22 protein-coding genes and 1 pseudogene are annotated in these 23972 nt (G+C 45.1%); 8 read left to right on the top strand and 15 right to left on the bottom strand.

Annotated elements, in window-relative coordinates; all coding sequences use genetic code 11:
- Positions 1–602 precede the first annotated feature (602 nt).
- The 6 genes and pseudogenes from BK127_RS37525 to BK127_RS37500 all read left to right on the top strand — a co-directional run bounded on the left by BK127_RS37525 (position 603) and on the right by BK127_RS37500 (position 7174).
- Positions 603–1088, top strand: a complete 486-nt coding sequence (locus BK127_RS37525) for a phage lytic cycle repressor MrpR family protein (protein WP_372237408.1) — start codon at positions 603–605, stop codon at positions 1086–1088.
- A 245-nt stretch (positions 1089–1333) separates the two neighbouring features.
- Positions 1334–1867 (top strand): hypothetical protein, encoded by a 534-nt coding sequence (locus BK127_RS37520; protein WP_256711611.1) that lies wholly within the window; start codon positions 1334–1336, stop codon positions 1865–1867.
- A gap of 121 nt (positions 1868–1988) precedes the next feature.
- Positions 1989–2976, top strand: a pseudogene (locus tag BK127_RS37515) (GMC family oxidoreductase N-terminal domain-containing protein); the annotation flags it as partial.
- 361 nt (positions 2977–3337) lie between these two features.
- Positions 3338–4888, top strand: a complete 1551-nt coding sequence (locus BK127_RS37510) for a spore germination protein (protein WP_076237800.1) — start codon at positions 3338–3340, stop codon at positions 4886–4888.
- A complete protein-coding gene (locus tag BK127_RS37505; protein WP_076237799.1) occupies positions 4885–6057 on the top strand; it encodes a Ger(x)C family spore germination protein in 1173 nt (390 codons plus the stop codon). The genes BK127_RS37510 and BK127_RS37505 overlap by 4 nt, the downstream gene beginning before the upstream one ends.
- A gap of 28 nt (positions 6058–6085) precedes the next feature.
- On the top strand, positions 6086–7174 hold the full coding sequence (locus BK127_RS37500) for a GerAB/ArcD/ProY family transporter (protein WP_076237798.1): 1089 nt from the start codon (positions 6086–6088) through the stop codon (positions 7172–7174).
- A 190-nt stretch (positions 7175–7364) separates the two neighbouring features.
- Here BK127_RS37500 and BK127_RS37495 read toward each other — a convergent pair whose 3' ends face one another.
- From BK127_RS37495 to mreB, 5 genes are all read right to left on the bottom strand, one after another.
- Positions 7365–8036: an amino acid permease gene (locus BK127_RS37495; RefSeq protein ID WP_076237797.1), complete on the bottom strand. Its 672-nt coding sequence runs from the start codon at positions 8034–8036 to the stop codon at positions 7365–7367.
- A 93-nt stretch (positions 8037–8129) separates the two neighbouring features.
- Entirely contained in the window at positions 8130–8762 is a 633-nt protein-coding gene (locus tag BK127_RS37490) for a spore coat protein (RefSeq protein ID WP_076237796.1), read from the bottom strand.
- Between the two features lie 96 nt (positions 8763–8858).
- The gene (locus BK127_RS37485; RefSeq protein WP_179097743.1) at positions 8859–10217 is read right to left on the bottom strand and encodes a hypothetical protein; all 1359 of its coding nucleotides are present in this window, start codon (positions 10215–10217) and stop codon (positions 8859–8861) included.
- 136 nt (positions 10218–10353) lie between these two features.
- The gene (locus BK127_RS44210; RefSeq protein WP_179097742.1) at positions 10354–10500 is read right to left on the bottom strand and encodes a hypothetical protein; all 147 of its coding nucleotides are present in this window, start codon (positions 10498–10500) and stop codon (positions 10354–10356) included.
- A 163-nt stretch (positions 10501–10663) separates the two neighbouring features.
- On the bottom strand, positions 10664–11740 hold the full coding sequence (mreB, locus tag BK127_RS37480) for a rod shape-determining protein (protein ID WP_076237794.1): 1077 nt from the start codon (positions 11738–11740) through the stop codon (positions 10664–10666).
- 251 nt (positions 11741–11991) lie between these two features.
- Here mreB and BK127_RS37475 point away from each other — a divergent pair, with 251 nt between their 5' ends.
- Complete coding sequence (locus BK127_RS37475) at positions 11992–12540, top strand: hypothetical protein (RefSeq protein WP_076237793.1); 549 nt, start codon at positions 11992–11994, stop codon at positions 12538–12540.
- Positions 12541–12617: 77 nt separating this feature from the next.
- On the opposite strand, the gene BK127_RS37470 is transcribed toward BK127_RS37475, so the two are convergent.
- The 10 genes from BK127_RS37470 to BK127_RS37425 form a co-directional block, all read right to left on the bottom strand.
- Positions 12618–13061 (bottom strand): HEAT repeat domain-containing protein, encoded by a 444-nt coding sequence (locus BK127_RS37470; RefSeq protein ID WP_076237792.1) that lies wholly within the window; start codon positions 13059–13061, stop codon positions 12618–12620.
- An 18-nt stretch (positions 13062–13079) separates the two neighbouring features.
- Positions 13080–13259, bottom strand: coding sequence for a DUF3934 family protein (locus BK127_RS37465; protein ID WP_076237791.1), 180 nt, complete (start codon positions 13257–13259; stop codon positions 13080–13082).
- Positions 13260–13407: 148 nt separating this feature from the next.
- Positions 13408–14229, bottom strand: a complete 822-nt coding sequence (locus BK127_RS37460; protein WP_076237790.1) for an NAD(P)H-binding protein — start codon at positions 14227–14229, stop codon at positions 13408–13410.
- 65 nt (positions 14230–14294) lie between these two features.
- On the bottom strand, positions 14295–14744 hold the full coding sequence (locus BK127_RS37455; protein ID WP_076237789.1) for a MarR family winged helix-turn-helix transcriptional regulator: 450 nt from the start codon (positions 14742–14744) through the stop codon (positions 14295–14297).
- Positions 14745–14934: 190 nt separating this feature from the next.
- Positions 14935–15828, bottom strand: a complete 894-nt coding sequence (locus tag BK127_RS37450) for a sugar phosphate isomerase/epimerase family protein (RefSeq protein WP_076237788.1) — start codon at positions 15826–15828, stop codon at positions 14935–14937.
- Positions 15825–16757, bottom strand: coding sequence for a Gfo/Idh/MocA family protein (locus BK127_RS37445; RefSeq protein ID WP_256711610.1), 933 nt, complete (start codon positions 16755–16757; stop codon positions 15825–15827). Before BK127_RS37445 ends, BK127_RS37450 begins: the two co-directional genes overlap by 4 nt.
- Before the next feature lie 45 nt (positions 16758–16802).
- Positions 16803–17831 (bottom strand): Gfo/Idh/MocA family protein, encoded by a 1029-nt coding sequence (locus BK127_RS37440; RefSeq protein WP_076237786.1) that lies wholly within the window; start codon positions 17829–17831, stop codon positions 16803–16805.
- 18 nt (positions 17832–17849) lie between these two features.
- Complete coding sequence (locus BK127_RS37435; protein WP_144026675.1) at positions 17850–19376, bottom strand: type 2 periplasmic-binding domain-containing protein; 1527 nt, start codon at positions 19374–19376, stop codon at positions 17850–17852.
- Positions 19377–19447: 71 nt separating this feature from the next.
- Positions 19448–20302, bottom strand: coding sequence for a carbohydrate ABC transporter permease (locus tag BK127_RS37430; RefSeq protein ID WP_076237784.1), 855 nt, complete (start codon positions 20300–20302; stop codon positions 19448–19450).
- Between the two features lie 8 nt (positions 20303–20310).
- Positions 20311–21204, bottom strand: a complete 894-nt coding sequence (locus BK127_RS37425; RefSeq protein ID WP_076237803.1) for an ABC transporter permease — start codon at positions 21202–21204, stop codon at positions 20311–20313.
- Positions 21205–21579: 375 nt separating this feature from the next.
- Here BK127_RS37425 and BK127_RS37420 point away from each other — a divergent pair, with 375 nt between their 5' ends.
- On the top strand, positions 21580–23844 hold the full coding sequence (locus tag BK127_RS37420; protein ID WP_076237783.1) for an AraC family transcriptional regulator: 2265 nt from the start codon (positions 21580–21582) through the stop codon (positions 23842–23844).
- The last annotated feature ends 128 nt before the right edge of the window (positions 23845–23972 follow it).

The following is a 23972-nucleotide window of genomic DNA, read 5'->3' as shown; positions in this document are numbered from 1 at the left end:
CAATTCTTTTCGATCATTTTCGACATTCCGTCAAAAGCGACCTGATCAATATAACACATTCATTCATTCAATTGCAAGTACTTTTTTTATTTATTTTGGATGATCAGATCATCCATCTTTCTTGCTATTTGTTATTCAGCTTCTCAGCAGCAAGAATGTTAATTTACCACGTTTAATCTTCAATTGCAAGTATTATTTTCTCGTTATCTGCAAGTTATTTGTATGATTAAATCGTCCATCTATTTTCCTCCTGCTTGATGCCTTCGCAACAGCAAGAAGACTAATCTATCATGTTTACTACCTCCATGGCAAGTGTTTTTTCGAAAATCTGATTCCAACCCCCTCTGCGCCAAGTAACGAAAAGCTATAGCTTCTATTATAGCATCCTTTTTTCAAGCCCTACCTGCCTTTAAATCATAGGTGAATGTTCGGATCAAAGCCATGCCAAGAATGAAAGAAAACATAAACTTTTGTCATAAAGTATAATCGCCTTCAGTCATGAATTGACAAAACCTCCTCTTTTACATCGTATAAAAAAATTTTGATATATTGTAAAATATTCCAGTAAACCCATATACAGAATTACGAAGGGATGATCGACTATTATAACACTTGATAAAATCCGTTTCATTGAGTCCCAGTGCATTAACCCCCAAGACGCCATCATTATTCGCCTACTTATGGAAGGTTTCGGTATCCACGAATTAGTATACTTAAAGAAAGATTCCTTAGATGTGGAAAACCAGATGCTTACTTTAAAAGATTGCCATGGAATCAAGAGACAGGTTACCGTAACTAAGCGGTGCTTGGATCTGTACCAAAGTGCAGTCAATCAAACTAAATATGTTGTGAATAATGGATACAGTCCAAGCAGGCAGCTTTCTATAAATTTGCGTGACAGCGAATATCTCATTAAGGTAAGTTTACAAGATTTCATAGCCAACCAAAGTATGATAACCGAGATGGATTCCGTAGTACTACGCACGATATACATGCGGCTTCGGAGATTGGCCGAGTTTTTCAAAACACCTGAATTAATTCATTTAACTTCAATTAAGCCGCAGCTTAAAGAAATTGCATATGCGTGAATGAAGGAGGCTGAAAAGCCTCTTTTTTACTTGCATGACAATCCCTCCCCGCAGCCATACTGTGAAAGTAACCTACCTAACACTGCATGATGAAACCTCGCCTTCCAAATGTCCTTTTACTAATAGGGGATAGTACCAGCCAAACTATCAGGAAAGGCAATTAACACACACATAATTTTTATTTAACTTAGATATAGATTATTGGATTGAATCAGCTCTCGGTTCATGCAAAGAGGGGGAACCACATGCATCCAATCTATGGACATCATGCAATCTCAAATTCACAAACAATGACAACCTTTAGAGCATTAGTAGAAACGGTTGTCCCGGCTACTACGTATGGCATAGATTCATTAGGATCAGTGCAAGATGTGGGTGCAGTAGAACTGGGCATTCACGAGTATATGATCTGGGAATTAGATCACAGTCTTTCACTGTTTCTCGGTTTCTACCTTACGGAAATTCCTTTGGCAGCGTCTACTGCGATGCTGCTTAATGACGGCGCAGTTCAGTACAAAGCATCAGGCAAAGTTCTGGATCCACATTTGTATGCAGTCTGTCGAGGAAACCCTTTTGCCACACTCTCTCCCCGAGACCGTATTCGGGTGCTGGCGATGTTAGAGCAGCTTGATGTCGATTTAAGTATTCTGCCTCCTCCGTATCGAAACGATGGTGGACTTGTTATATTCATAGTCGATTATCTGAATCGGGCAACCCTGTTTGGTTTTTATTCAGAATGGTCCGCATACGGTTCGACACGATTGAAGACACCCACGTAACGTCGCCTGGAATACTTTCCAATTGGTTGGGAGCAGGTAGGTTATCCAGGCGTATCCAAGGGTTACCGCGCACTTCGTGGTTTTTTATTAACGATGTCTCATGAAGGAAGAGGGTCTTCAAATGCTTGATGCCGATGTGATCGTAATCGGAGCTGGAGGCGGTGGCGCTGTCGCTGCCAAAGAACTCGGAGAGCTTGGACTTAAAGTATTGGTGCTGGAGGCGGGGCCGTGGTATGGAAACAGCAAATGGGAAACCTAACAGCGAACGCGGTGCGGAGTGGAGCTCCAGTCACGCTGATCTGGATGTAGGAATCTATAAGAAAATCTACAATTCGTATGAGAACAATATGAATGATAGCGTTTCAGGTACCATTCGTTTCGGTCCTGCCAACCGTAGTCGCGCGCCCTGGCACCGGATCATGCGGCAGAAGGGCTCCGTTTGGCAAGCTTCCGGGGTCGGTGGAACAACCCAGCATTATTGGGCGCAGTCACCGCGCGCTTTTCCTGCGGCTATTGATAACATATGGCCCATCAGTTATCGGGAGCTGATTCCCTATTATGAAAAAGCCGAAGCAACATTGCCTGTTCAATTTTCTCCTACGACACCCAAGGAAGAACTTTTTTACTACGGAGCCAAGAAGGCCGGGTGGTCGCTGATTCCGACGCTTGATGTTGTAACACCTGGGTATCGACCGAATCCGAACGCGATTCTTCCTCCCAATAAACATCTGATGGACCCTGACTATTCGATGGACCAATTGGATAATATGGAAGGCTGCACCCTTAAGGGCCATTGCGTCAATGGATGCACAGCGGGCCCCTCCATAGACAAAATCGCCAAGCGCAGCACGCTTGTCAGTTATATTCCCTTGGCTCTCAAAACCGGCAATGTTTCGATTCGTCCCAATTCATTTACGATTAAAATTTTGACGGAGCATCATCCGAAAGAAGGCCTTCGCGCAACCGGCGTACAGTTCCGGGACACCTGGACGGGAGAGATCGGAGAACTTACAGCCAAAACGGTGGTCATGGCAGCAGGCTGCATTGAAACGCCGAGGCTGTGGTTAAATTCCGGACTCCCTCATAACCCATGGGTGGGGAGAGGGCTATTACCGACAACAGTGTACATGCTAACGGAATCGGAGGCCCTAATCCGACACTTACAACACAGGCCTTGGCAACACGTATGGCAGAGAAGTTAGCTGAAACCTATTTTGGTTAAACAAAGACAGGCAGGTCGGAAAGCAAATATCCGGCTTGCCTGTCTTTGTTACTCAATTGAAACGGACAAGTAAAGCACAAGACCGGATAACCCAATAATAAATATAAAAACAATCGTCTTCCATATGACTCCACTGCTCATCTCCGAACTTCCTTCTTTCTTGTTGCTATTAAATATGAACCAGTTTGGGATGATTTAATCATCAATTGGAAAAATTAAATAAAAAGAAATGACGGGTGGGTGAATACATGCTTTTTCCAAAAATATTGCCTTGGAGAAAGAAACCAAAACAGAAGAAGCTTGAGGTTGAAATTGAACTACCTGAAGTTGAAGTTGAAGCAGGGCTTTCAAGTAATCTGGATGACAATGAATCCTGGTTAAGGGCACTATTTTCAGATTGCTCCGATCTGATTATAAGAAAAATACATCTGTTTGATTCGATTCCTTGTATGCTAGTATTCTTCAAGGAATTGGTGGATACCAAGCAATTGGATGATGAATTATCGAAAACGCTATCGAAAAATGTGACGATGGAATTGGATTCGTCCACACAGCTCATTGAACAGATGAAAAGTGAGCTGCTTTCCATCGCGATGACAAAAATCGTTGGTAATAAGAAAGATACGATTCAGCAAATTATCAGGGGACAAGTGGTTCTGTTGGTGGAATCATCGAACCAGGCTCTGTCCATAAGCATGAAAGAAAAATTGCATCGCGAGCTGCAAGAGCCCAGTATGGAGACCGTGATTCGCGGTCCGAAAATCGGGTTTATTGAGAATATCGACATGAATATGGCATTGATCCGTCAGCAAATCCGAACGCCTCAGTTGAAGATGGAACAGATGCTGGTCGGGGAGGTTTCGCAAACGGAGGTCATTATCGCATATATAGGGAACTTGGCTGATCCCCAGGTGATTGTGGAAATGAGAAAACGCATATCGCAAATCAATATGGATACAGTTCTGGAATCGGGCTACATTGAAGAAATGATCCGTGACGCGCCTTACTCGCTATTTCCAGTGATCCAAATGACCGAACGGCCTGACAGCGTGTCAGCTGCACTGCTTGAAGGGAAGGTCGCCATCCTTGTGGATGGAACTCCGATGGCCCTCATCGCTCCCGTTACTTTTTGGCATGCATTTCAAACGGTGGAGGATTATTATCAGAGCTTTATTACAGCTACATTTTTACGATGGCTTCGGTACTTATTTGCCTTCATATCCTTAATCTTGCCGTCCATGTTTATTGCTGTGGCAACGTTTCATTCCGAAATGATTCCCACCAGCTTGACTTTGTCTATTGCGGCGGCCAGGGAACCGGTGCCATTTCCGACGTTAATAGAGATCTTGATGATGGAAATTGCTTTCGAGGCGATTCGCGAGGCGGGCATACGTCTACCCAAACAGGTTGGCCAGACCATCAGCATTGTAGGCGTGCTAGTGATCGGACAAGCTGCCGTTCAGGCAGGAATCGTATCGGCGCCCATTGTCATTGTCGTATCTTTGACGGGAATTGCCTCTTTTCTGATTCCGAGCAACAATATGAGTCAGGCGATTCGTATTTTACGATTTCCGTTTATGGTGTCTGCAAGCATCTTCGGCTTGTACGGTATAGGAGTTTCCATGATTGCCCTGCTGATTCATCTTGTGAATCTTCGTTCCTTCGGCGTTTATTATATGACGCCGCTTGCTCCGTTTCAGGCAAACGGATTATGGGATATATTGGGCAGAGCCCCTTGGTGGGTCTTACACAAGCGTCAAAATCGCATTCACCCGATTCGGGAGCTGAAAAAACAATGATCAGGTTGAAATGGTGGACAACGATAGCTCCCCTCCTTTGTCTCAGCCTATTGACAGGCTGCTGGGATCGAACCGAGATTAACGATCTTGCATTTGTGCTTGCCGGCGGTTTCGACCTTGCGGAGAATGGACAATTAGAGGCTACTCTGCAAATCGCTCTTCCTACAGAAGTGCCTACTGCCACGTCGGGTGGCAGACAGGCAGGAAAAAAAACGATTTTGGTCGTCTCGGAGATAGGAAGCAACGGGGCGGATATTTTGCGCAAATTGCAGCAGCGCTTGTCACGGCAAATCTTTTTGGGTCAAAGGGCGGTCATCATTATCGGTGAAACATACGGCCGACATGGTATAGATCAGGGATTAGATCAGTTGCTGCGCTGGCCCGACAGCCGATATAACAGTTATATTCTGACTGCTCATGGAACAACCGCAAAAAAAGTTCTGCAAACACCGTACTTGCTGGAAGCCATACCAGCCATCGCACTTAAAAAAATGCTGATAAACGACTCCACTCTGTCTGTCAAAATCGATGATTTTTTGGATGCTGTATCTTCTTATGATAGATCCCCTGTAACCGGAGCCGTTAAGCTGTCCGCCGGAAGGATCGAAGACGGAGCATTCGATCTTGGTGAAGCGGCCGTATACCAGGAAAATAAATTAGTCGGATTTTTACCGTCAAAGGAAAAGGAAATATTAGTTTGGTGGAGAGAAAAACTCCAAAGTAATACAATAACCACGCAGGTTGAGCCCGAAGTGAAAGACTTTAAGGGTACTGTTGGCGTTAATGTATTGAAGTCTAATGCGCATATAAGCACAAAGCTGAATCATGGAATGCCCGAGGTCACGATGAGCTTCAAAGCAAAGGTAAGAGTGGCTCAAAACGATACGAGATTGGATTTGAGCAAGGCCGAAAACTTGAAACGCGTTGAAAGCAAGCTGTCCAGTGAAACAGAAAAACAAATCAAAAATACGCTGCATCATGTACAAAAGCAGTTAAAGTCAGACGTTTTCGGTTTTGGGGAAGAAATTCATATCGGACATCCCGCTTATTGGAAGCAAAATAAGGAGCAATGGACACACATTTATCCTGATGTTCCGGTTACTGTAGAAGTTGACATCCGCATTCAACGGGTCGGCCGAACACAGTCACCTGCACACCTGAAAAAGTAGAATTGACCCTACAAAAAGGATGATAAAAATGAAGGTTAGCGGAATTCAAGTATTCTGGATGATCACCATCATGGATCTAGGCATGACCCTGCTGATGACGTTCACTCCCGGTTTGCAGGATGCAAAGCAGGATGCATGGGTCTCTGTTCTTGTTGCCGGTTGCATAGCATTACTAATTTCCGTAGTGACAACAAAGCTTGTGCTTCTTCATCCGGAGTATACATTCATCCAGCTCAGTCAAACCATTATGGGAAAATGGCTCGGAAAGCTGGTTATCATTGTTTATCTTGTCCAATGGTATACCATCATTCCTATTGTTTTGCGCCAATTCAGCGATCTGCTCCAGATTCTGCTTCTTCCTCAAACTCCGGGAATATACATCGAATTGGCCATGCTCCTGATCGTTATCTATGTGACTTATTCCGGAGGAATTGATGGAATCGGCCGCGTCAGCGAAATATTGGGCCCTCTGATTCTTTTGATGGTATTGCTTGTTTTGACAACAAGCATCAGCAATATTCATTGGAAGCATCTGCTGCCCTTCTATACGGACAGTGGTGTCGCTGCTATCGTCAAGGGGTCGCTTCCTATCGCTTCCTACCTCGGCCATGCGGTTGAATTCATTATGATTTCACCGTTTCTCGCTGCTCCCCGCAAGGGATCTCCGTACGTGATTTGGGCTGTTGCGGCTGCAAGTTTTATTGTATGTATTTCGATGATCATGGTCATTTTAACAATAGGAGTCAATCTTTCCTCCAAAATGTGGTATCCATTTTTTGAAATGACAAAGAAAATCTCTATTTTCGGGTTTATTGAAAACCTGGACGCCCTTGCCGTGGTCATCTGGGTTGCCAGCGTATTCATTAAATTGTCTATATATTTTTTTGTGACCAGTTACGGAACAGCCCAATTTTTACAAGTGAAAAATTGGAAGAACTTGATCTGGTATACTGCCATCGTTGTGATATTATTTTCTTTTATTCCCACAAATGTTTCTGAGGCAACCGCGAGTTATTTGAACCATTACTGGGTTCCCTTTGTACTTCCTGTCAATATGATCGGATTGCCTCTACTATTATTGATTGTCGGAAAGATCAGACTGAAGAAAAAGATATAGAGGAAATTTACGACTTCTTGTTATGCCGGCTCTTTTGTCCTTGTATACCCGCTATACCGCTACGTCCATAAGGTAACCAGTCTGATAACGAAGACTATAATTAGGCATGACCAAAAGCCTGGCCTGCCTGTTTTCTCCAAGAGTGGTCCTGTTACAGCTGTGGCAATGAGAAGGATAGCGATCCATGATTTCACCTGACCGCCTGCTCACGCAAATCCACGGCCATAAATCCCATCACCTCAATACCGCCAAAGGCATAAAACGCATAAAGCAGCCCTTTCCATGCTCCCAGCCAGCCTGAATCAAACCACTTCGCCGCGCTGGAATGAATGGGCATAACGCCACCCGTACCTTTTATAAAAGCAAATCCCGCCACCAGAATGAACATCAATACTGCGGCAATTTTGACAATAGCCAGCAGGTTCTCTACCTTATTAATCCCATTAGAGCCCCGTATCACAACAAAAAGGGCAAGTACCGTGTAACCGACTGCGAGCAGACAAAGAGGAATAGCTGGAAGCCAGAATTGCGTAAAAATCCCGAGTGCAGTCAACGTGCTTCCCATAATCAGCATCTCTGAGAACCAGTACATCCAACCCACACTAAAGCCTGCCGAGCGGCCATAGGCTTGTTGGGCATAGGTTCGAAAAGAGCCTTTATGCGGGTGCTGAACCGTCATTTGGGCCAAGGCCACATAAACAAACAGAGTCGCTAAGGCAGCAAGGATAAAAATGAAGAGAATCCAAAAACCGCTTTTGTGAATGGCGATACTGGAACCAAGAAAAAAAACCGTCCCGATGGTGCATCCAACGCCAAATAGAGTTAGCTGCCACCAGGGCAGCTTCCCCTGAGATGTCTGCATAAAGAATCCCTCCACATCCTTAATCTCAGGGCCAGCCAAGACAAAGAAAACCCGGCACAGGTTATAGTAACCCACACCGGATTATTGTCATGATTAGTGAATGGTAGTGACTGCATTAGACGGCATTTGTGGTTTTCCGGTTGCCGGAACAAACGAATTAAGCATTTGTTGGGTATCAGCTGCTGCCAATTGCGGTACCTGGTAATAGGCATTTTTATTTTGATACATAAAAATTTCGTAGCCCATTTCAATATAATTTTCCACTTGCGAAGCCAATACCCGCCGTACGACCGGATTCGTCACCTCAGCGGCACACATCGTCAAGGTTGAAGCATGGCTTTTGATCAGACCAAGCATGTGCCCGCTAATGCCTGCATCCTTAACATCAGCCAATGATTGATTCGGTTTCTTCGGCTGGGATGGTGTGAGCCCATAGATCGGCTGCGTTACATTTTTAATCATATAGGTGGACGTTTCCTGGCTTGGCTTTTGTCCTGTTGTGAAGCACTCTGCTGTCAGGTTGTATTGGGAAAGCGTGAAATTATATTGACGATCCAGAATGTCCAGAAGCTCCGGGTCCTGAACAAATTGTCTGAACATCATAAATTGATCCAACACATTGATGGTACATCCTAACACTTCGTGCATATCAAAAAGCTCATGACCCCCATGATTCATTTGCTGCGAGCCTTGGGTATTGCTGTTGGAACTTGTTTGCTGCTGCATCTCGAAGTCTCCTTTGATATTGGGATTGTGATAACTTCGATAATATGCGTAATTTGAGGATAACTTATACGAAAGCGAGCTTTTAAATCCATCCAACTAGCCAAGTATGTTTTGAATTTTATTGACTAATCGATCTAGTAGATACACGGCCGCCGCGTCTTGAGCCTGCAGTGATCGAGTCAGCTTTTCTATCGAACTGGTCATCGTTTCAACTTCTGATTTCATCCCACTCAGCCTCTTGGCGACATCGATTTTATCACGGTTCGACTCCCAGTCATCAGTGCCTGCAACCTTGTTAAATGCTTTTAGCTTGGTGAGTCCCTGATTGATCTCGGCTAAACGTTTATTGTAACCATCCACATCCGGCTTGCTGCCATTAAGAGTCATTTTCACAAACTGATGGATGTAAAATTGATTTGCACCTTCACTTCGATTGCCCCCGTGCGTGTACATAGTGCCTCCGCCATTATAATGCAGATTGAAACGGATTATAGCATTGTTGATCTCGGAAAGGAGTGTTTTGATGGTCTGTACTTGAACTATCAATGCTTTATTGGTAGCTGTCAGCCGCAGCGTCTCTTCATAAAAACAACTGCCCATTGCCAAATACATGTTATCCTCACCTGACTCAGATAAATCCAGCCCTTGTTTAGTATAGGTGTCGTTATATTTCTGAATTACCTGATCTATGTCTGCATTCGTCAATGTAGCTTTGTCGCACAAATTACTAATCACCTGACTGTGAGTGGCTTGCTTATCCTCTGTATGGCTGTTGTTATTCAAAGACTTGGCCAAATCAAATACGGTTTTCATCGTGTAGGTTCTGCTTTGTATCGAGCTGGTTATGCTATCTTCCAATGAAGTCTCTTCAACGAAGCCGCCTTTTGTATCATTTTTAAAAATAAATATATCAGAGAAGGGTTTAGCGCCATCCTGGCCTGCACCTGTAATGAAATTAGCGATTACGGTTATATCTGCATAACCACCTTGTGGGCTGCCATCATCGATATCTTTAAAAGAAATCGCTTCAAAAGAGCTGAACATGGGATGGCCATCTGCTCTAATCGGTGTAAGAACTATTTCTTTATTTCCCCCGGTTAGGATTAATGACAACGGAAACTCGGTAAGGTTACCAAATTGGGTGACAGGTGTGACCGTCAGCTCTCCTATTCCTTCGAAATTTCTTGTGAAAATATGTTTCTCCTCTACTTGATATCCTCTTGCTATAAACTTATCCAAAGTAGATCTGATGGATGGTTGACTTGATGGCTGGCTTGGTGCAGCTGCCGTAAGCTGCGCAGAAGATTGAATAGGTGCTGATACAATTTCAGGCTTGGTTACTGAAGCGGTATTTGCAGCTGGAGGTAAATTATCTGCATCACAGCCTGACAATATGGAAACGAACATGATCATTAATATAAATATCCGCATCATAACTCCTATTAGATTTGACATAAAAATACTTTTACTGCTATTTGGCAATTTCAATATTACCAATATTGACTAGATTTGTATATCAGGAGTCCAATGATTGGTCAACATGAAAAAACCTTTCTTAGCCATGGCTAAGAAAGGCAGCTATGATCACCATTTAGTCTTCATGGTTTAAGGCATCTTGATGTCTGCGATCATTCGTATCCTGCTGCAATTGCTGAGCCTGATGGCTATTCACTGGCGACTTACGTAAATCCTTATTTACATTTTGCAAATTTTTATCTCTGCTTTTTGACTTGGTCATTGTAAGCTTGCTCCTCTGTTCATTAGTGTACTTTACCTATAGGGGGTCGTCCCTTATTACTGTAACCATTTAAGCTTGAATTGATGCCAGCTGGTTTATGAGAAAAAGACCGCTCACAAAGAACGGTCTTGTAACAACGTGCAAGTATTATTGAAATTACCGATTATTTGCCTGAAACTTGCTCCAGCACGGCATCCGTTTCAGTAATTTTCGATGGCTTGGAACTTCCAGCACTATGATGACCTGATGCAAGAAGCTTATAGCTCAGCATCTCTCCGGCTCCGTGAGCGATACATTCCATCGGTTTCTCAGCCAAATAAACCGGAATTCCTGTTTCTTGCTGTAGCCTTCGATCCAGTCCATGCAGTAAGGCTCCCCCTCCACACAACAGGATGCCTCGCTCCATCAAATCCCCTGCCAGTTCAGGAGGACATTGCTCCATCGTCTGGCGGATCGTTTCGACAATCGACATGGAGAATTGATCCACAATCTCATAAATCTCTTTGGAGGAGATGGAAATCGTTTTGGGCAAGCCTTCCATCATATCATTGCCTCTAACATCCATCCGCACGTCGCCTTCGGGTATTACCGCTGAAGCCAAATTTTTCTTGATCTCCTCTGCAGTTCGCTCACCAATAACCAAATTGTATTTTCTTTTGACGTATTCAATCATGTCCTGATCAAGGGACATGCCTCCAATCCGCACATATTGGCTGACTACAATCCCGCCCAGCGAGATCAGAGCCACTTGACTTGTCCCGCCACCAATATCAACAACCATGCTCCCGATAGGGTCTGCTACGGGGAGCCCCGCACCAATAGCCGCAGCCAGCGGTTCCTCGATCGTTACCGATTTCCTTCCTCCTTTATGTACGATCATCTCTTCCACTGCCCGTTTCTGCACCTCAGTAATCCCGCACCGCACAGATATGTATATTTGAGAACCACGAAACCAATTATATTTACCTTGTATTTTACTTATAAAATGTTTTAGCATCGCTGAGGTCATGTCAAAGTTGGCAATAACTCCGTCCTTTAACGGATAGACAACCTCCAAATTGGCAGGGGTTCTCCCGATCATAGCATAGGCTTGTTCGCCAAAGGCTTCGATCTGCCCTGTCTCTTTATGAATGGCCACCACAGATGGCTCCCTCAAAACAATACCAACGCCTTGTTGATAAATTAATGTATTACAAGTACCCAAATCAACGCCGAACAGTTGTTCAAACCTTTTAAACATAGACACGCTCCCTCTCGCTGTGCCAATAGACTAGGCCGTAAAGCAGCAGTGTGTGATATTTAATGTGTTATTTTTCATACTGTTCGCGTTGAACCCACCTTCTCTGGGGGTAGTATGTCATATTGAATCCTTTGCACCGGCATCGATTTCCATTATAATTATAGTATTCTAGTAAATTCTATGAACTCAAAAATAAGCAGCCCCCCACATTTATCTGCACCTGCACTATGACCAGAAGAGGAGCGTTATCTATGAAAAATACTCTGAAAAAAGCTTTGCTGCCAGCCATCGCCTTAAGCCTAATGTTCGTTATACCCGCCACAGCCGTTGAGCCTTCAAGCACGACCACTGAAAATATTCAAGCTTTAAAGACACCAGTTTCTCCTCAATCCATATCCTTTCAAATTCCGATGCACGATTATTGTAGTTCGGATAACCCGTTTGATTTTGGTTTTCAAGTGTCAAATGCAAGCAGTACGACCGCGAATATAACCTTGTACTTATACCAGAAGGATGGAACCATGCTTCCAGATGCGGGAATTACCTCTGCAGGTCTGGAATCTACCATCACCCCCGGTAAACCCTTTAACTTGAAAGGAAACGGTACGGAGCTGTATCATATGAATTATGGTAACCATAAAAAATGCGACGAGCGGATTTATTCCGGAAAAATTGAAGTTAACAATGGGGAAGCCTCGCTGCTCGCAAAGGGATGGGTATATCGAAGAGTGGGTTCTGAAACCAAGCTGTCGGAGCTGATTACAATCAATCAAAGCAAAGCTTTTGATCTGGCTAAATAATACGTATGGACGCTACATAATACGAAGAAACCCAACACCGTAATGAACAATGGTGTTGGGTCTTTTATTTAACTTGCCTATTTTTTTGTTAATGACGCCCAGGTTTGCTCAAGCCACGTATCAAAATCCGCGCCCTTTTCGCCTTCGTAAGTGTCATACACATCAGTTCTCATCTTTTTCAATTTTTCTTTGAATTCTTCATACGTATGGCCTTCAGGCAAGCTCTTTTTAATTCTTGTAAATATTTTGGCAGCTCCTTTAATCAGTTCGCCTTTTTTCTTCGAGGGCAGTTGGACCTCTTCACCGAAAGCCTTCAGCTTATGGAACGCAGCCTCTTGAACTTGGAATACCGTATCGTTGTTCATGATCCGTGTAAGCACACTGATAACTTGTTGGTTGTTCCACTGACCCAGCTCTTCAACCGCATCCAACCGTTCTTTCCAATTCGCTGTACGATTGGCTGACTTGACTAATCCCTCATAATTGGGGGGCAATTCACTCTGTGCTGCTATGTTATTCAAACCATCGATCTCCTTTGTCTACTTGTCCGATTTGTCACCTTTATTACTGCCAGCGTTCTTAGTACCGCCTGCTTTATCTGCTTTGCTCGTATACGGTTTGGGAGAGTTCTTGGCTCTGTTGGCGCTAGCTTGCCATCGATTCCAGCCTTTACTGTCTGTTCCTCTACCGGTTCCACCCTTGCCCTTAGCTTTACTCAAATAATCACTCCGCTATAAGTTGTATACTTAATTATTAAACCTAGTATGTTGAAATATACAGTATCGAAACCGATATGTACAGAAAAAAGCCCAAGCATCGTGAAACCTGGGTTTTTCGTAAAAGAATTCATAGACAAATTCATAGACATCATTGATATTGAGCAGTGATAAAGGGTTGGATGCTTTCTTTCAGTGAAGTGACGGGACCACCTATTAATTTCTCCAAATCTGCTGAGGTTGAGGACGTATCGATCTTACGCAAGTACCCGTATATCCAGTTGTGGATTTGAGGATCCTGACGGAGTGAAACCGGCTTACCCGCAAGCTCAGACAGCACAATCACTAGATCATGAAAGGTCCATGGACGCGGCGCAGTCAGCTCATAGCTTTGATGCTCATGACCCGATTCAGTAAGAACGGCTGCTGTTCCTTTAGCCAGATCACTTCGTGTCACCGTATTAAATTGCCAATCTCCAGGGTATATGCTCAGCTCCCCAGAAGTTAGAGCAGTATCCAGACCAAGCACTCCAACAAAATCCGTATACAACGCATTCCGCAGAAAAGTGTGTGGAATTCCAGTTGTCAGAATCGCATGCTCTGTGGCCAAATGCAAATGAGACGGTGCAATCGAGCCGACTCCGAGAAAAGCAAAGCTCGTATATAGAAGATGTTCGACTTTGGATTGCTTCGCCGCCTCTATAACATGGGCATGCTGCCGCAACCGAATCGTATCGTTTGGATTGGAGCTTGATATGAGTAATAGTTTGGAGGCTCCGGTGAAAGCTTGTTCCAGTGATTCCGGTTGATCGTAGTCGCAATAACGTACTTCAATTCCTTGCTTCTGATACGCAATAGCTTGTTCAGGGTGACGAACACACGCAACGATTTGATCTGCCGATACTTTTTGGAGAAGCTGCTCAATAATTAAACTTCCTAATTGACCATTGGCTCCTGTAATAACAATCGACATCGGATAACATCCTTCCTATGGTTGTATTTTAGTTAAGCACTTAACTAAATGGACAACAAGAAATTTTACATTCTTGTTAGTTTATTTAATAAGATCAGCAATTGCTGCAGTTCTTGCTCCTCCAGCACGTTCATTTTGTCGGCAATTTGTTGACGATTTTCAGGTAAGTGCTTCAATAGAATGCTCTGGCCTTCACTTGTTATTGAAATCACCGTTTTCCTACCGTCCTTCGGATGGCTTGCACGAATAATCAAGCCTTCATGTTCCAAGGGGATCAGCAAGAGACTAATATTCGATTTGGTAACGCCAATTTTACGGGCCAGCATGGAAGGGAGTATCGTGCCGCCCTCCTTCATGATTTCAACCAAAATTCGAATTCTGGCACCATTCAGACCTTTGGACTGCCAATATCGTTCCGACACATCGACTAATTTGGCCGTTGCTTCAACCAGAGAAAAAAAAGCAACCGTATGCAAAGGTAAATCCAATACGTATTCCTGCAGATCCTTCTTCATCCAACCACCGCCAATAAATAGTTAAGCACTTAACTTTATTTACTGTACAATAGCTGCATGCCATCTGTCAAACATAAACGTACTTCACTTGGTCAGCTATAATACCATCGGCCTGCCCATTGTAATAGCGTTCAGTACAACGGACAGGCTGGACTTATTTTAATTAAGGTCCTGCTTAACATTCACGGTTTCATGAGCGGGCAGTACCTTTCAGAAGTTCCAGCTCCTGTAGCAGTACGAACAGGCTATCCAAGCATTCACGGGACGCCTCCTCGCCACCTGCTGAAAAATCACTTCCAGCTGGGCGTTTGAGCTGCTCTTCTGTCAATTGCGAATGTAAGCGATAATGGGTTTCCACTACCAAGTATCCACTGTATTGGTCCTCGCTCAGACGCTGCAGCAGACCCTTATAATCAACCTCTCCCCGTCCGATTGCCACACCGCGAACACCCTCTTCGGTTTTCACGGCATCTTTGAGGTGAATATGGTCGATTGTGCCATGTAACGCGTTGTAGCCGTCAGGGTATGGAACTTCACCATCAGGGTCCCATAAATCGTTCCCCGGATCATACAGCCCGCAAATCCACGGCGAGTTCACCGCATCCAGCACACTTCGAACCTTCCTCGCATTGCAGGCATACAGGCTCGGGTCGAATTCAAGCGCGTACACAACCTCCGCCTCCTGCAAAAGCGGCTCGATTCGCCGCAGCTGCTCAACAATTAGCGGTAGCTTCAGGTGGAATTCACCATCAGCCCAGAAGCTGAAGCCGCGTATACGCTTAACCTTCAACTGCTTGGCTATGTCCAGTGAGCGCTTTAAGATGCCCAGATGCTCTTCAATTTCTTGGGCAGCATCGAGCCGACATTTAAAGACAGGGGTGGATAAGCCGCATATAACGAGTCCTGCTTCCTGTACCATTGCAGCAATTTCGGCAATCCGGTTATCACTCAGCTTATGAAACGGCTGATTATCAACGGAACGGAATTCAAGCGCCTCCAATCCATACTGCTGGGCTATACGAATCGCCACAGCAGGATCCTGGGACACCTCGTCGGTGATAATACCCAAACGAAACAAGCTCATAGCAGCACCTTGACTCCGCCCGAATCACGGCTTGCATTCGCTGCTTCAATAAATCGGATAATTTCCAACGTTTCCGAGAGGTCAATCTTTGAACTGCCGCTGCGGAACAACTGCATAATCTGCTCCAGCAGACTTGCATAATAAGGCTTACCGTTGGCATATACATCGACGAAATAAGAATCGTTCTCCCGGTGAACAATTCCGCCAAACTGCTTGTTACCTCGGCGGTTTCCCCGAATAACACCTATACGTCCGTCCGCCCATTGGCCGACAACCAGATCATGATCGGCGTGAGTCGTCGTCCGAACCTCTACACAACCTCGGCCCATAGAGCGGTACAGCATCTCCACCGTATGAATCCCGTACCAAAACAAACCTGGTTGGGTCGGTACAATTTCCAGCGGACCATAAAATTCAGCACCGATAACCGAACCGGCTGTCCGTGTATCCTCGAGCACTCTTGTTAAGCCTTCAGCATAACGGAGCGCCGAACAGCTCATCACCGGAATGCTCTCCCGCTCGGCCAAGCGTACAAGCTCGACCGCTTCCGCATAATCCGTAGTAAACGGCTTATCGATGAACACCGGTTTGCCAAACGGCGCTATCCGGCGAAATTGTTCCAAATGGACGCGCCCATCGACCGATTCCAGCAAAATTGCATCGCATTGCTCCGCAACGGCTTCAGGTGAATCTACAAGCTTTACCCCATATTGCTCCCGCAGCTCATTCGTGTAGCCTTCGAGCCTTGAAACGCTTCTTTCAAAGTCGGGTGAGCCACCCGGGAACGCCGCAACGATCCTCGCCCCAGGAATATAATGCTCTCCGTCGGTATCATGCAGCAGCTTGGCAAAGGCTGTAACATGGGAGGTATCCAGACCGATCATTCCAATTCGAATTAGATGTGGCTGCTGCTCTACAGGTATCATCATGCCTCACTCCTTTATCCTTTGTCCTTATATTTAATCTCAAATTCATTACAGCAAAACGACTTCTTTACCCGTTTGCGCCGATTCATAGATCGCTAGAATCAGATCAACCGATTTTCGAGCCTCTTCACCGGAAATAAGCGGCTGTCTATCATTGCGGATCGCTTCGATCAGATCATCTACCAGGATGTAATGCCCATCCGATGAAATGTCAGTCGGATTGCTGCTTGAATCAATCCGTGGCTGAACAGTCGGCATTTCCTCATCGCTGTTAAGGAAAGACCACTTCTTAATTCCGCTGTCAGCAAAAATAATAGTGCCCTTTTCACCATGCAGCTCAAAGCGGGTTTCCTGTGCCGGGTACACGGAGGTCGTACCTTGAATGACGCCGAAGGCGCCGTTCTTATACTTCAAAACCGCTACAGCTGTATCCTCCACCTCAATATCACGAAGCAGCGGAGCCGAATAGGCGAATACTGATTGAACATCGCCCACCAGCCACTGGATCAGGTCAATACCATGCACGCCCTGATTCATCAATGCACCACCTCCGTCGAACTGCCAGGTCCCGCGCCATCCGGCGCTGCGGTAATATTCGGGACTGCGATAGTACTTGAGGTAAGCGTCACCGAGCACCAGCTTGCCGAGCTTACCCTCCTGCACGGCCCGACGCGCTACAAGCGATGCTTCCATGACACGTCGCTGGAATACGCACCCCATTTTAACGCCATGCTTGTTGACTGCGACCAGCATTTCCGTCATGGCGCCCGCTTTTATCTCAAGCGGCTTCTCACACAGGATATGCTTGCCTGCCTGAGCAGCAGCGATAACGACTTCCCCGTGCAGACCGCTCGGTGTACATACACATACCACATCAATATCTTCCCTTTTGATCATTTGCTCATAATCGCTGTATACGGAAGCAACGTTATAGGCATCCGCCAGTTTACTAGCCTTTTCCAGAACATTATCCGCTATCGCAACCAGTTCGGCCTGCGGATGCTGCGTAATCGCTTTTGCGTGAAAATCAGAAATAACCCCTGCCCCAACAATGGCAAACCTCATAGACTCCTGCATGCTCGCTCTCCTTAATGCTTATTTTAAGCTCGTATTGTTCAATCGCTCGTAAGCTGTTTTATAAATATCCAGCATCTGCTGCAGTCCAAGCTTCTTCTGATTAGCGACATATTTGTCCCAATCGGCCATACTGATATCACCCAAAATCATTTTAATAATCGTTTCATCCCGATCCTTTTCAAGAGCCTTGCCTACCGTGGATACAATCTCCAGCTCCTTGTCGGTAAACGGCGGCTTGAACTTCAATTCAGAATCGTACTTCTTGGCTTCCTTGAATACGGCCTGCTGCTCGGGTGAGGATAACGAAAGATGCGCGTCAAAATCAATCCACGTATAAGTTCCAAAGCTCGCAAGACCCGTCTTTTTACGTAAATCGGTAACGTCCACAAAATCCGATTTCATCTTTTTCTTGCCGTTCTCAACAACAAATGTTTCGCCTTCCTTACCCCAACTGGAGACCTCTCTGCCTTCCTCCGAATAATAGAAATCCAGATATTTGGCTACGCCCTTGATATTAGTTGAATTCGCGGCAATCGACATTCCGCCTTCTACAAATTGGGTGTACGCATTCTGCTGCTTGGCACCCGCAAATCCGGCTGGAGGCGGCATGAAGGCAAAGTTGAACTGCGGATTCTCCTTGCGCATAATCGTATTGTAAAAGTCGACACGGCCAATATAATCAGCTGTAAAAAAACCGCGATTCGTTGAAATCAAATCCTGCCACTGCTTCGTTTCCGTAGTCAGCCAATCGGGCGGCATCAAGCCTTCCTTAGCAAACTTGACCATATATTCAATCATTTTTTTATAATTATCTTCTGTTGGCCCGTAACGGACCTGTTTGGTCTTATTGTCATAAAAGTAATCGTCATACGTATCATAGTTAGCTGACATATATTTGAGAATTTGCAGCTTGCTGCTGTTCGAAACGCGGAACACGAATGGATAGCTGTCGGGATACAGCTGCTTCAGCTTCTTGGCGGTTTCATACAGCTCTTCATAATTGTTAGGCGCCGTCAACCCATTTTTCTTCAAAATATCCTCGCGGTACATCCAGATGGTACGGTTAGTTTCACCAAAGCCTTCATTGGGAGTCACATACATTTTACCGTCTGCAGCAAGCTGGGATTTGGCAATATCGGGATACTTGGCAATCCATTTTTTGAAATTAGGCATCTGGTCCAAATAATCGAGCAAATTCACAAAAGCCCCCTGCTGTCCGAATTTGTCCGCTTGCGCTTTATTTTGAACGACCAGAATGTCAGGCATATTGCCAGAGGCGACGTACAAATTGATCGCGTCCTCCATTTTACCGGAAGGCAGCTGGACATTGAGCTTGACCCCCGTTTTATCCTCAAGCAGCTTCCAGATGAGCCAGTCCTTGCTGTACGGCCAGTTCGTCGTCGATTCGGTCAGCATCGAGAAGGTTTTTTTCTCACCTGCTCCCGTATCCTTTCCCTGCGTGCCCTGTCCGGTTTGTGCTGTGCAGCCTGCAGCAAGCGCCGCCACTATCGATAGAACTGTCAGAGCTCTCCATCTTATATTCATCGTCATCTCTCCTCGTATGGAATGTACATCACTATTTACGGGTTGGGTCGTACTTTATCTAATAAGCTTGGCTAACCCTTGACCGCCCCTATCATAACCCCTTTGGAAAAATACTTTTGCAGAAACGGATATACGATCAGAATCGGCACGGTCGCCACCATAATTACCGCATACTTTAAGGATTCATCAACGATGAAGTTTTCACCTCCCGCATTGCTCGCCTCCGTACCTGCCATAATCATATTTCTAAGAACGACCTGCAGTGGAAACAGATTGGCATCCCGCAAATACAACAAGGGTAGGTAAAAATTGTTCCACATTGCCACCGCATAAAATAAACCAATCGTAGCAAATACAGCCTTCGACAGAGGAATGATGATTCGCATAAAAATACCAAAGTCGGTCAATCCATCCAGTCTTCCCGATTCCTCAAGCTCAACCGGCATTGCCGAAAAGAAGGTACGCATGACCAGCAGATTCCAGGTACTGACCGCACCAGGGAGCACCATTCCCCATACCGTATCGATCAAACCGAGATTTTTGACAACGAGAAAGGTCGGAATCATCCCGCCACCGAAAAACATCGTAAACACGATCATCAGCGTAAATGCTTTTCTGAACACCATCTCTTTTTTGGCCAAAGCGTAGGCTCCCATAGAGGTAATGACCAAGGAGATCAAGGTACCTAAACCCGTGTAAATAATCGTATTCATATAAGACTGCCAAATTCGCGGGTCCTTGAGCACCATGCGATACATATCGAGGTTGATTCCTCTTGGATAAAAGCTGACTTCGTTCCGCAGCACGTATACGCTGCTGCTTAAGGAAACGGAAATCATATAGATGAACGGATACAAGGTTGCTACCGCTACCATCGACAGCACAACGGCACTCACAACCGAAAACAGGCTGATTTTAACTCTCATGGGACCTCCTACCATAGGCTTGTTTCCCCCAGCTTGCGGCTGAGATAGTTGGCTGAATAAATAAAGATCAGACTGACGATACCCGTGAATAAGTCGATCGCTGTCGCATAGCTGAAATTACCATTCGTCAAACCAACCCGGTACACATACGTGCTCAAAATGTCCGCGGTACTGTAGGTTGCCGGATTGAACAGCAGAAACACCTTCTCGAACCCGATCTCCAGCACCTTGCCCACATTCATAATGAACAGGATGACAATGGCAGGCGCGATACCAGGCAGCGTAACGTGAAACAGCTTTTTCATCCGCGATGCGCCGTCAATCTCTGCCGCTTCATAAAGCAAAGGATCAATGGAGGTCAGGGCCGCCAAATAAATGATCGTTTCCCAGCCAAAATGCTGCCATACTTCTGAAGCGACATAGATCGTACGAAACCAGTCGGGCTTGACCAGAAAGTTGATGGGCGAAGCTCCCAGCAGTCCGGTCAGTTGGTTAATGATGCCGCTGCTTGGAGAAAGAAACATAATGACCATACTCGCTACCACGACATTCGATATAAAATGCGGTAAGTAGCTGACGGATTGTACGAATCTTTTAAAAATCGCATTTTTCGTTTCATTAAGCAGTAGTGCGAGGACAATCGGGGCCGGAAAGCCGAACAGCAGCTTATAGAAGCCCAGCAGGAACGTATTGCGCAGCAGAATGAACAAATCCGGGTTTTGAAAAAACATAATGTAATATTTCATGCCTACCCATTCACTCTGCCACACCCCCTTGTACAGGTTATAGTTTTTAAAAGAAATGACGATTCCAAACATAGGTGCGTATTTAAATAGTACATAATACAGCAAACAGGGCAGAAACATCAGCAGCAAATATTTTCCTTTTCGGGTTTGTCGCATGAGCCCTGAGAACTTCGAGCGGCTGACGGGACCGTAATTGTCTACATATACAGAAGCTGCTGTATCGGACGGGCTGCTGCTATGAATGGAAGTTCGCTGCGTCATCGGCAGACTCCTTTCGCAAGTTGATAAGGCTAGCTTAGAATAATTTTCACTCGTCGGCTATTCTCCAGTTTTACAATATGAGCCCGATCTCTATATATCGTAATAATGGATAAAGAGCTCAAAAATGGATAACAAGATCGCACCGTTTTCCTTGCTGCATTGATATTCAAGCCGTGCTTGTGATGATATAATGGGTCTCATCCATGGCACTCTTGCCACTTATGCCGAGGTGCGGATTTATCCTAAAAGGGACGAAGGTGGTGTGGTAACATGCTAAAGATTAAGCGACAGCCGGGATCGCTCTTCACAAGGCTGCTGTCCAGCTTCATTCTGATTATCATTTTATTTATCTCATTTAACTTCCTGTCGTACTCCTTTTCCCGCGACATGATTCAGGATGAGATCATTCGTTACAACCATTTGAATCTGGATAATACCGTGAGGAACTACGAAGCCCAGTTTCGTCTGGAGCGTAAAATTGCGTTGAACCTGCTGTTCAGCCCGGAGGCGAATTTGCTCAAACGAAGCAACGGCAGTCTGAATTACGAGTTCGTCAGTGCCGTGAACAAATCGGTAAAGGCCTTATATGAAAATGAAGATTTATTTATATACAACATTATGGTTATGATGAGCGATATGCGTTATGTAATCGACAAGGATGGTTCACACCAGTCTGAAAGTCTATTTTCCAAATATTACCTTAATCCGCAATACAACGAATCCTTTTGGCTTCAAGAAATGGCCCAGCCCTTCACCTTCAAGGTCTATCCGGCGAGCACCTTCACCGAAAAGGACAGCAGCAAGGCATTAACCAAGCGTAACCTGCTCCCCGTTATGATCAAGAACAATCTGAATACCAAGCTGGCCGTTATTATTTTGCTGGATGGCGACAAGCTGTTTGAGAAATTCCACCAATCGATCAATCCTAACTTCATGATTATGGATAACTACGGCCAAGCTTTATTTACCATGATGGATGGCTCTGCCTCTTCGAAGCTGCCAAGCTTTCCAGCTGATCAAACCTACACGCAAAAGGATTATAACTACTACTTTTATAAAACTGCCAACGAAACCGGCTTCTCTTACATCAATAGGGTTCCTTACGAAAATATATCCACACAGTTCAAGAAGCTTAATATCATCCTGTTCTCACTGCTGCTCGTTGCCATCCTGTTCAGCGTTGGGGCCTCGATCTTTATCAGCATCAAGTTTAACAATCCGATCAAACGGATCATTGAGTCCGTTCAGCATTTCAACTCGGAGCTTCCCAAGCAGACGCAAATCAAGGAATTTAATATTATTAGTGACCAATTCAACTCACTGCTGCAGACAAACAAAAATTTCAATCACGAGCTTGCAGAAAAAAACTCGCTGCTGCGGTATTATTCATACACGAACAAGCTGAAGCAGATTTATAACAACGCAGCCGATACGCAGGAAACCTTGTTCCATGACAAGCCGTTCCAGCTCGTTATTTTCCAGCTTACCTACCGCAAAAGGTTCAATGAGCAGGCAGGCTTCGAGCAGGATCGGGCGTCCAGTTTTTTTCGCGAATTTATCCAGTACAATCTGGTATTGAAGTATGATGATCCTGCTACGCTGCAGCTGGAAAAGGATGAAATCATTGCGCTTGTATTCATTAGAAACAATACGCCGGATTTGCGGGAAACGTTAGAGCATATGAAGAAGGTATTCGATCTGGATAAGGAGCTATGCTTCCTGACGATTGCTTACAGCGGGGTGTATAGGAACTCCTCGGAAATAACCAAGTCCTATGAGGAAGCCTCTTCACTGGTCAAGCTGCGGCGTCTCAATGAGGATACGCAGATTATTGAGCATCAGCCGTATGAATGTACCGATTCGGCCTTTAGCCCTTCGGAAGCCCAGGAATTTCACAATAATTTATCTGCCGGAAACCTGCCGCAAACGAACCGGCTAGTCCAACGGATGTTCGATCAGATGAGCAAAAAGCAGTCGCCTGCCTGCCATTTTGCCGGATTTGCCTTATCAACGGCCGATATGGTGTTGAAGACGCTTGCCTCCCTGAACATCACCCAGCATCCGTTCAAAGGCAATATGGCTCCAGCCGAGCAGCTGAAGGAATGCCATACGCTGGAGCCGTATAAAGCATATTTTGAAAGCTTTCTGAGTGAAAGCGTCCAGCTGATCAAGCAAAAAAAGGAAGCCTATGATCCGATGATTACGTTCGCTATGAATTATTTGGAGGAGCATTATGGAGAGGATGCTTCGCTAGACGTTGTGGCGGATAAGCTGAATATTAGCGGGACCTACCTGTCCACGAATTTCAAGGAAAAAACCGGGATCAATTTCATCGAATACCTGAATGGCGTTCGAATTCGCAAAGCGAAGCATATGCTGGAGGGGACGGATTTAAAGATACAGGATATCTCTCATCTGATCGGATACCAGACGATCAATTCCTTCATCCGGATGTTTAAAAAACATACAGGATTGTCACCTGGTGAATACAGGAAAATGCATACCCATCCTTTGAACACGAGGCTTCAGGATTAACTGGATACCGTAAAGCAATGGCTCTACTCGATTTATCCGCGATAGAGCGTTCATGCAGCACAAAAAGCATGCTGACGCGTCAGTATGCTTTTTGTGCTGCTCTGGATAGCAAGCAAACCTTTACAATC

The sequence above is a fragment of the Paenibacillus sp. FSL H7-0331 genome, from assembly GCF_001956045.1.
Note: the sequence above shows the minus strand (reverse complement) of the source record. Positions and strands in the feature narration are given on the sequence as shown.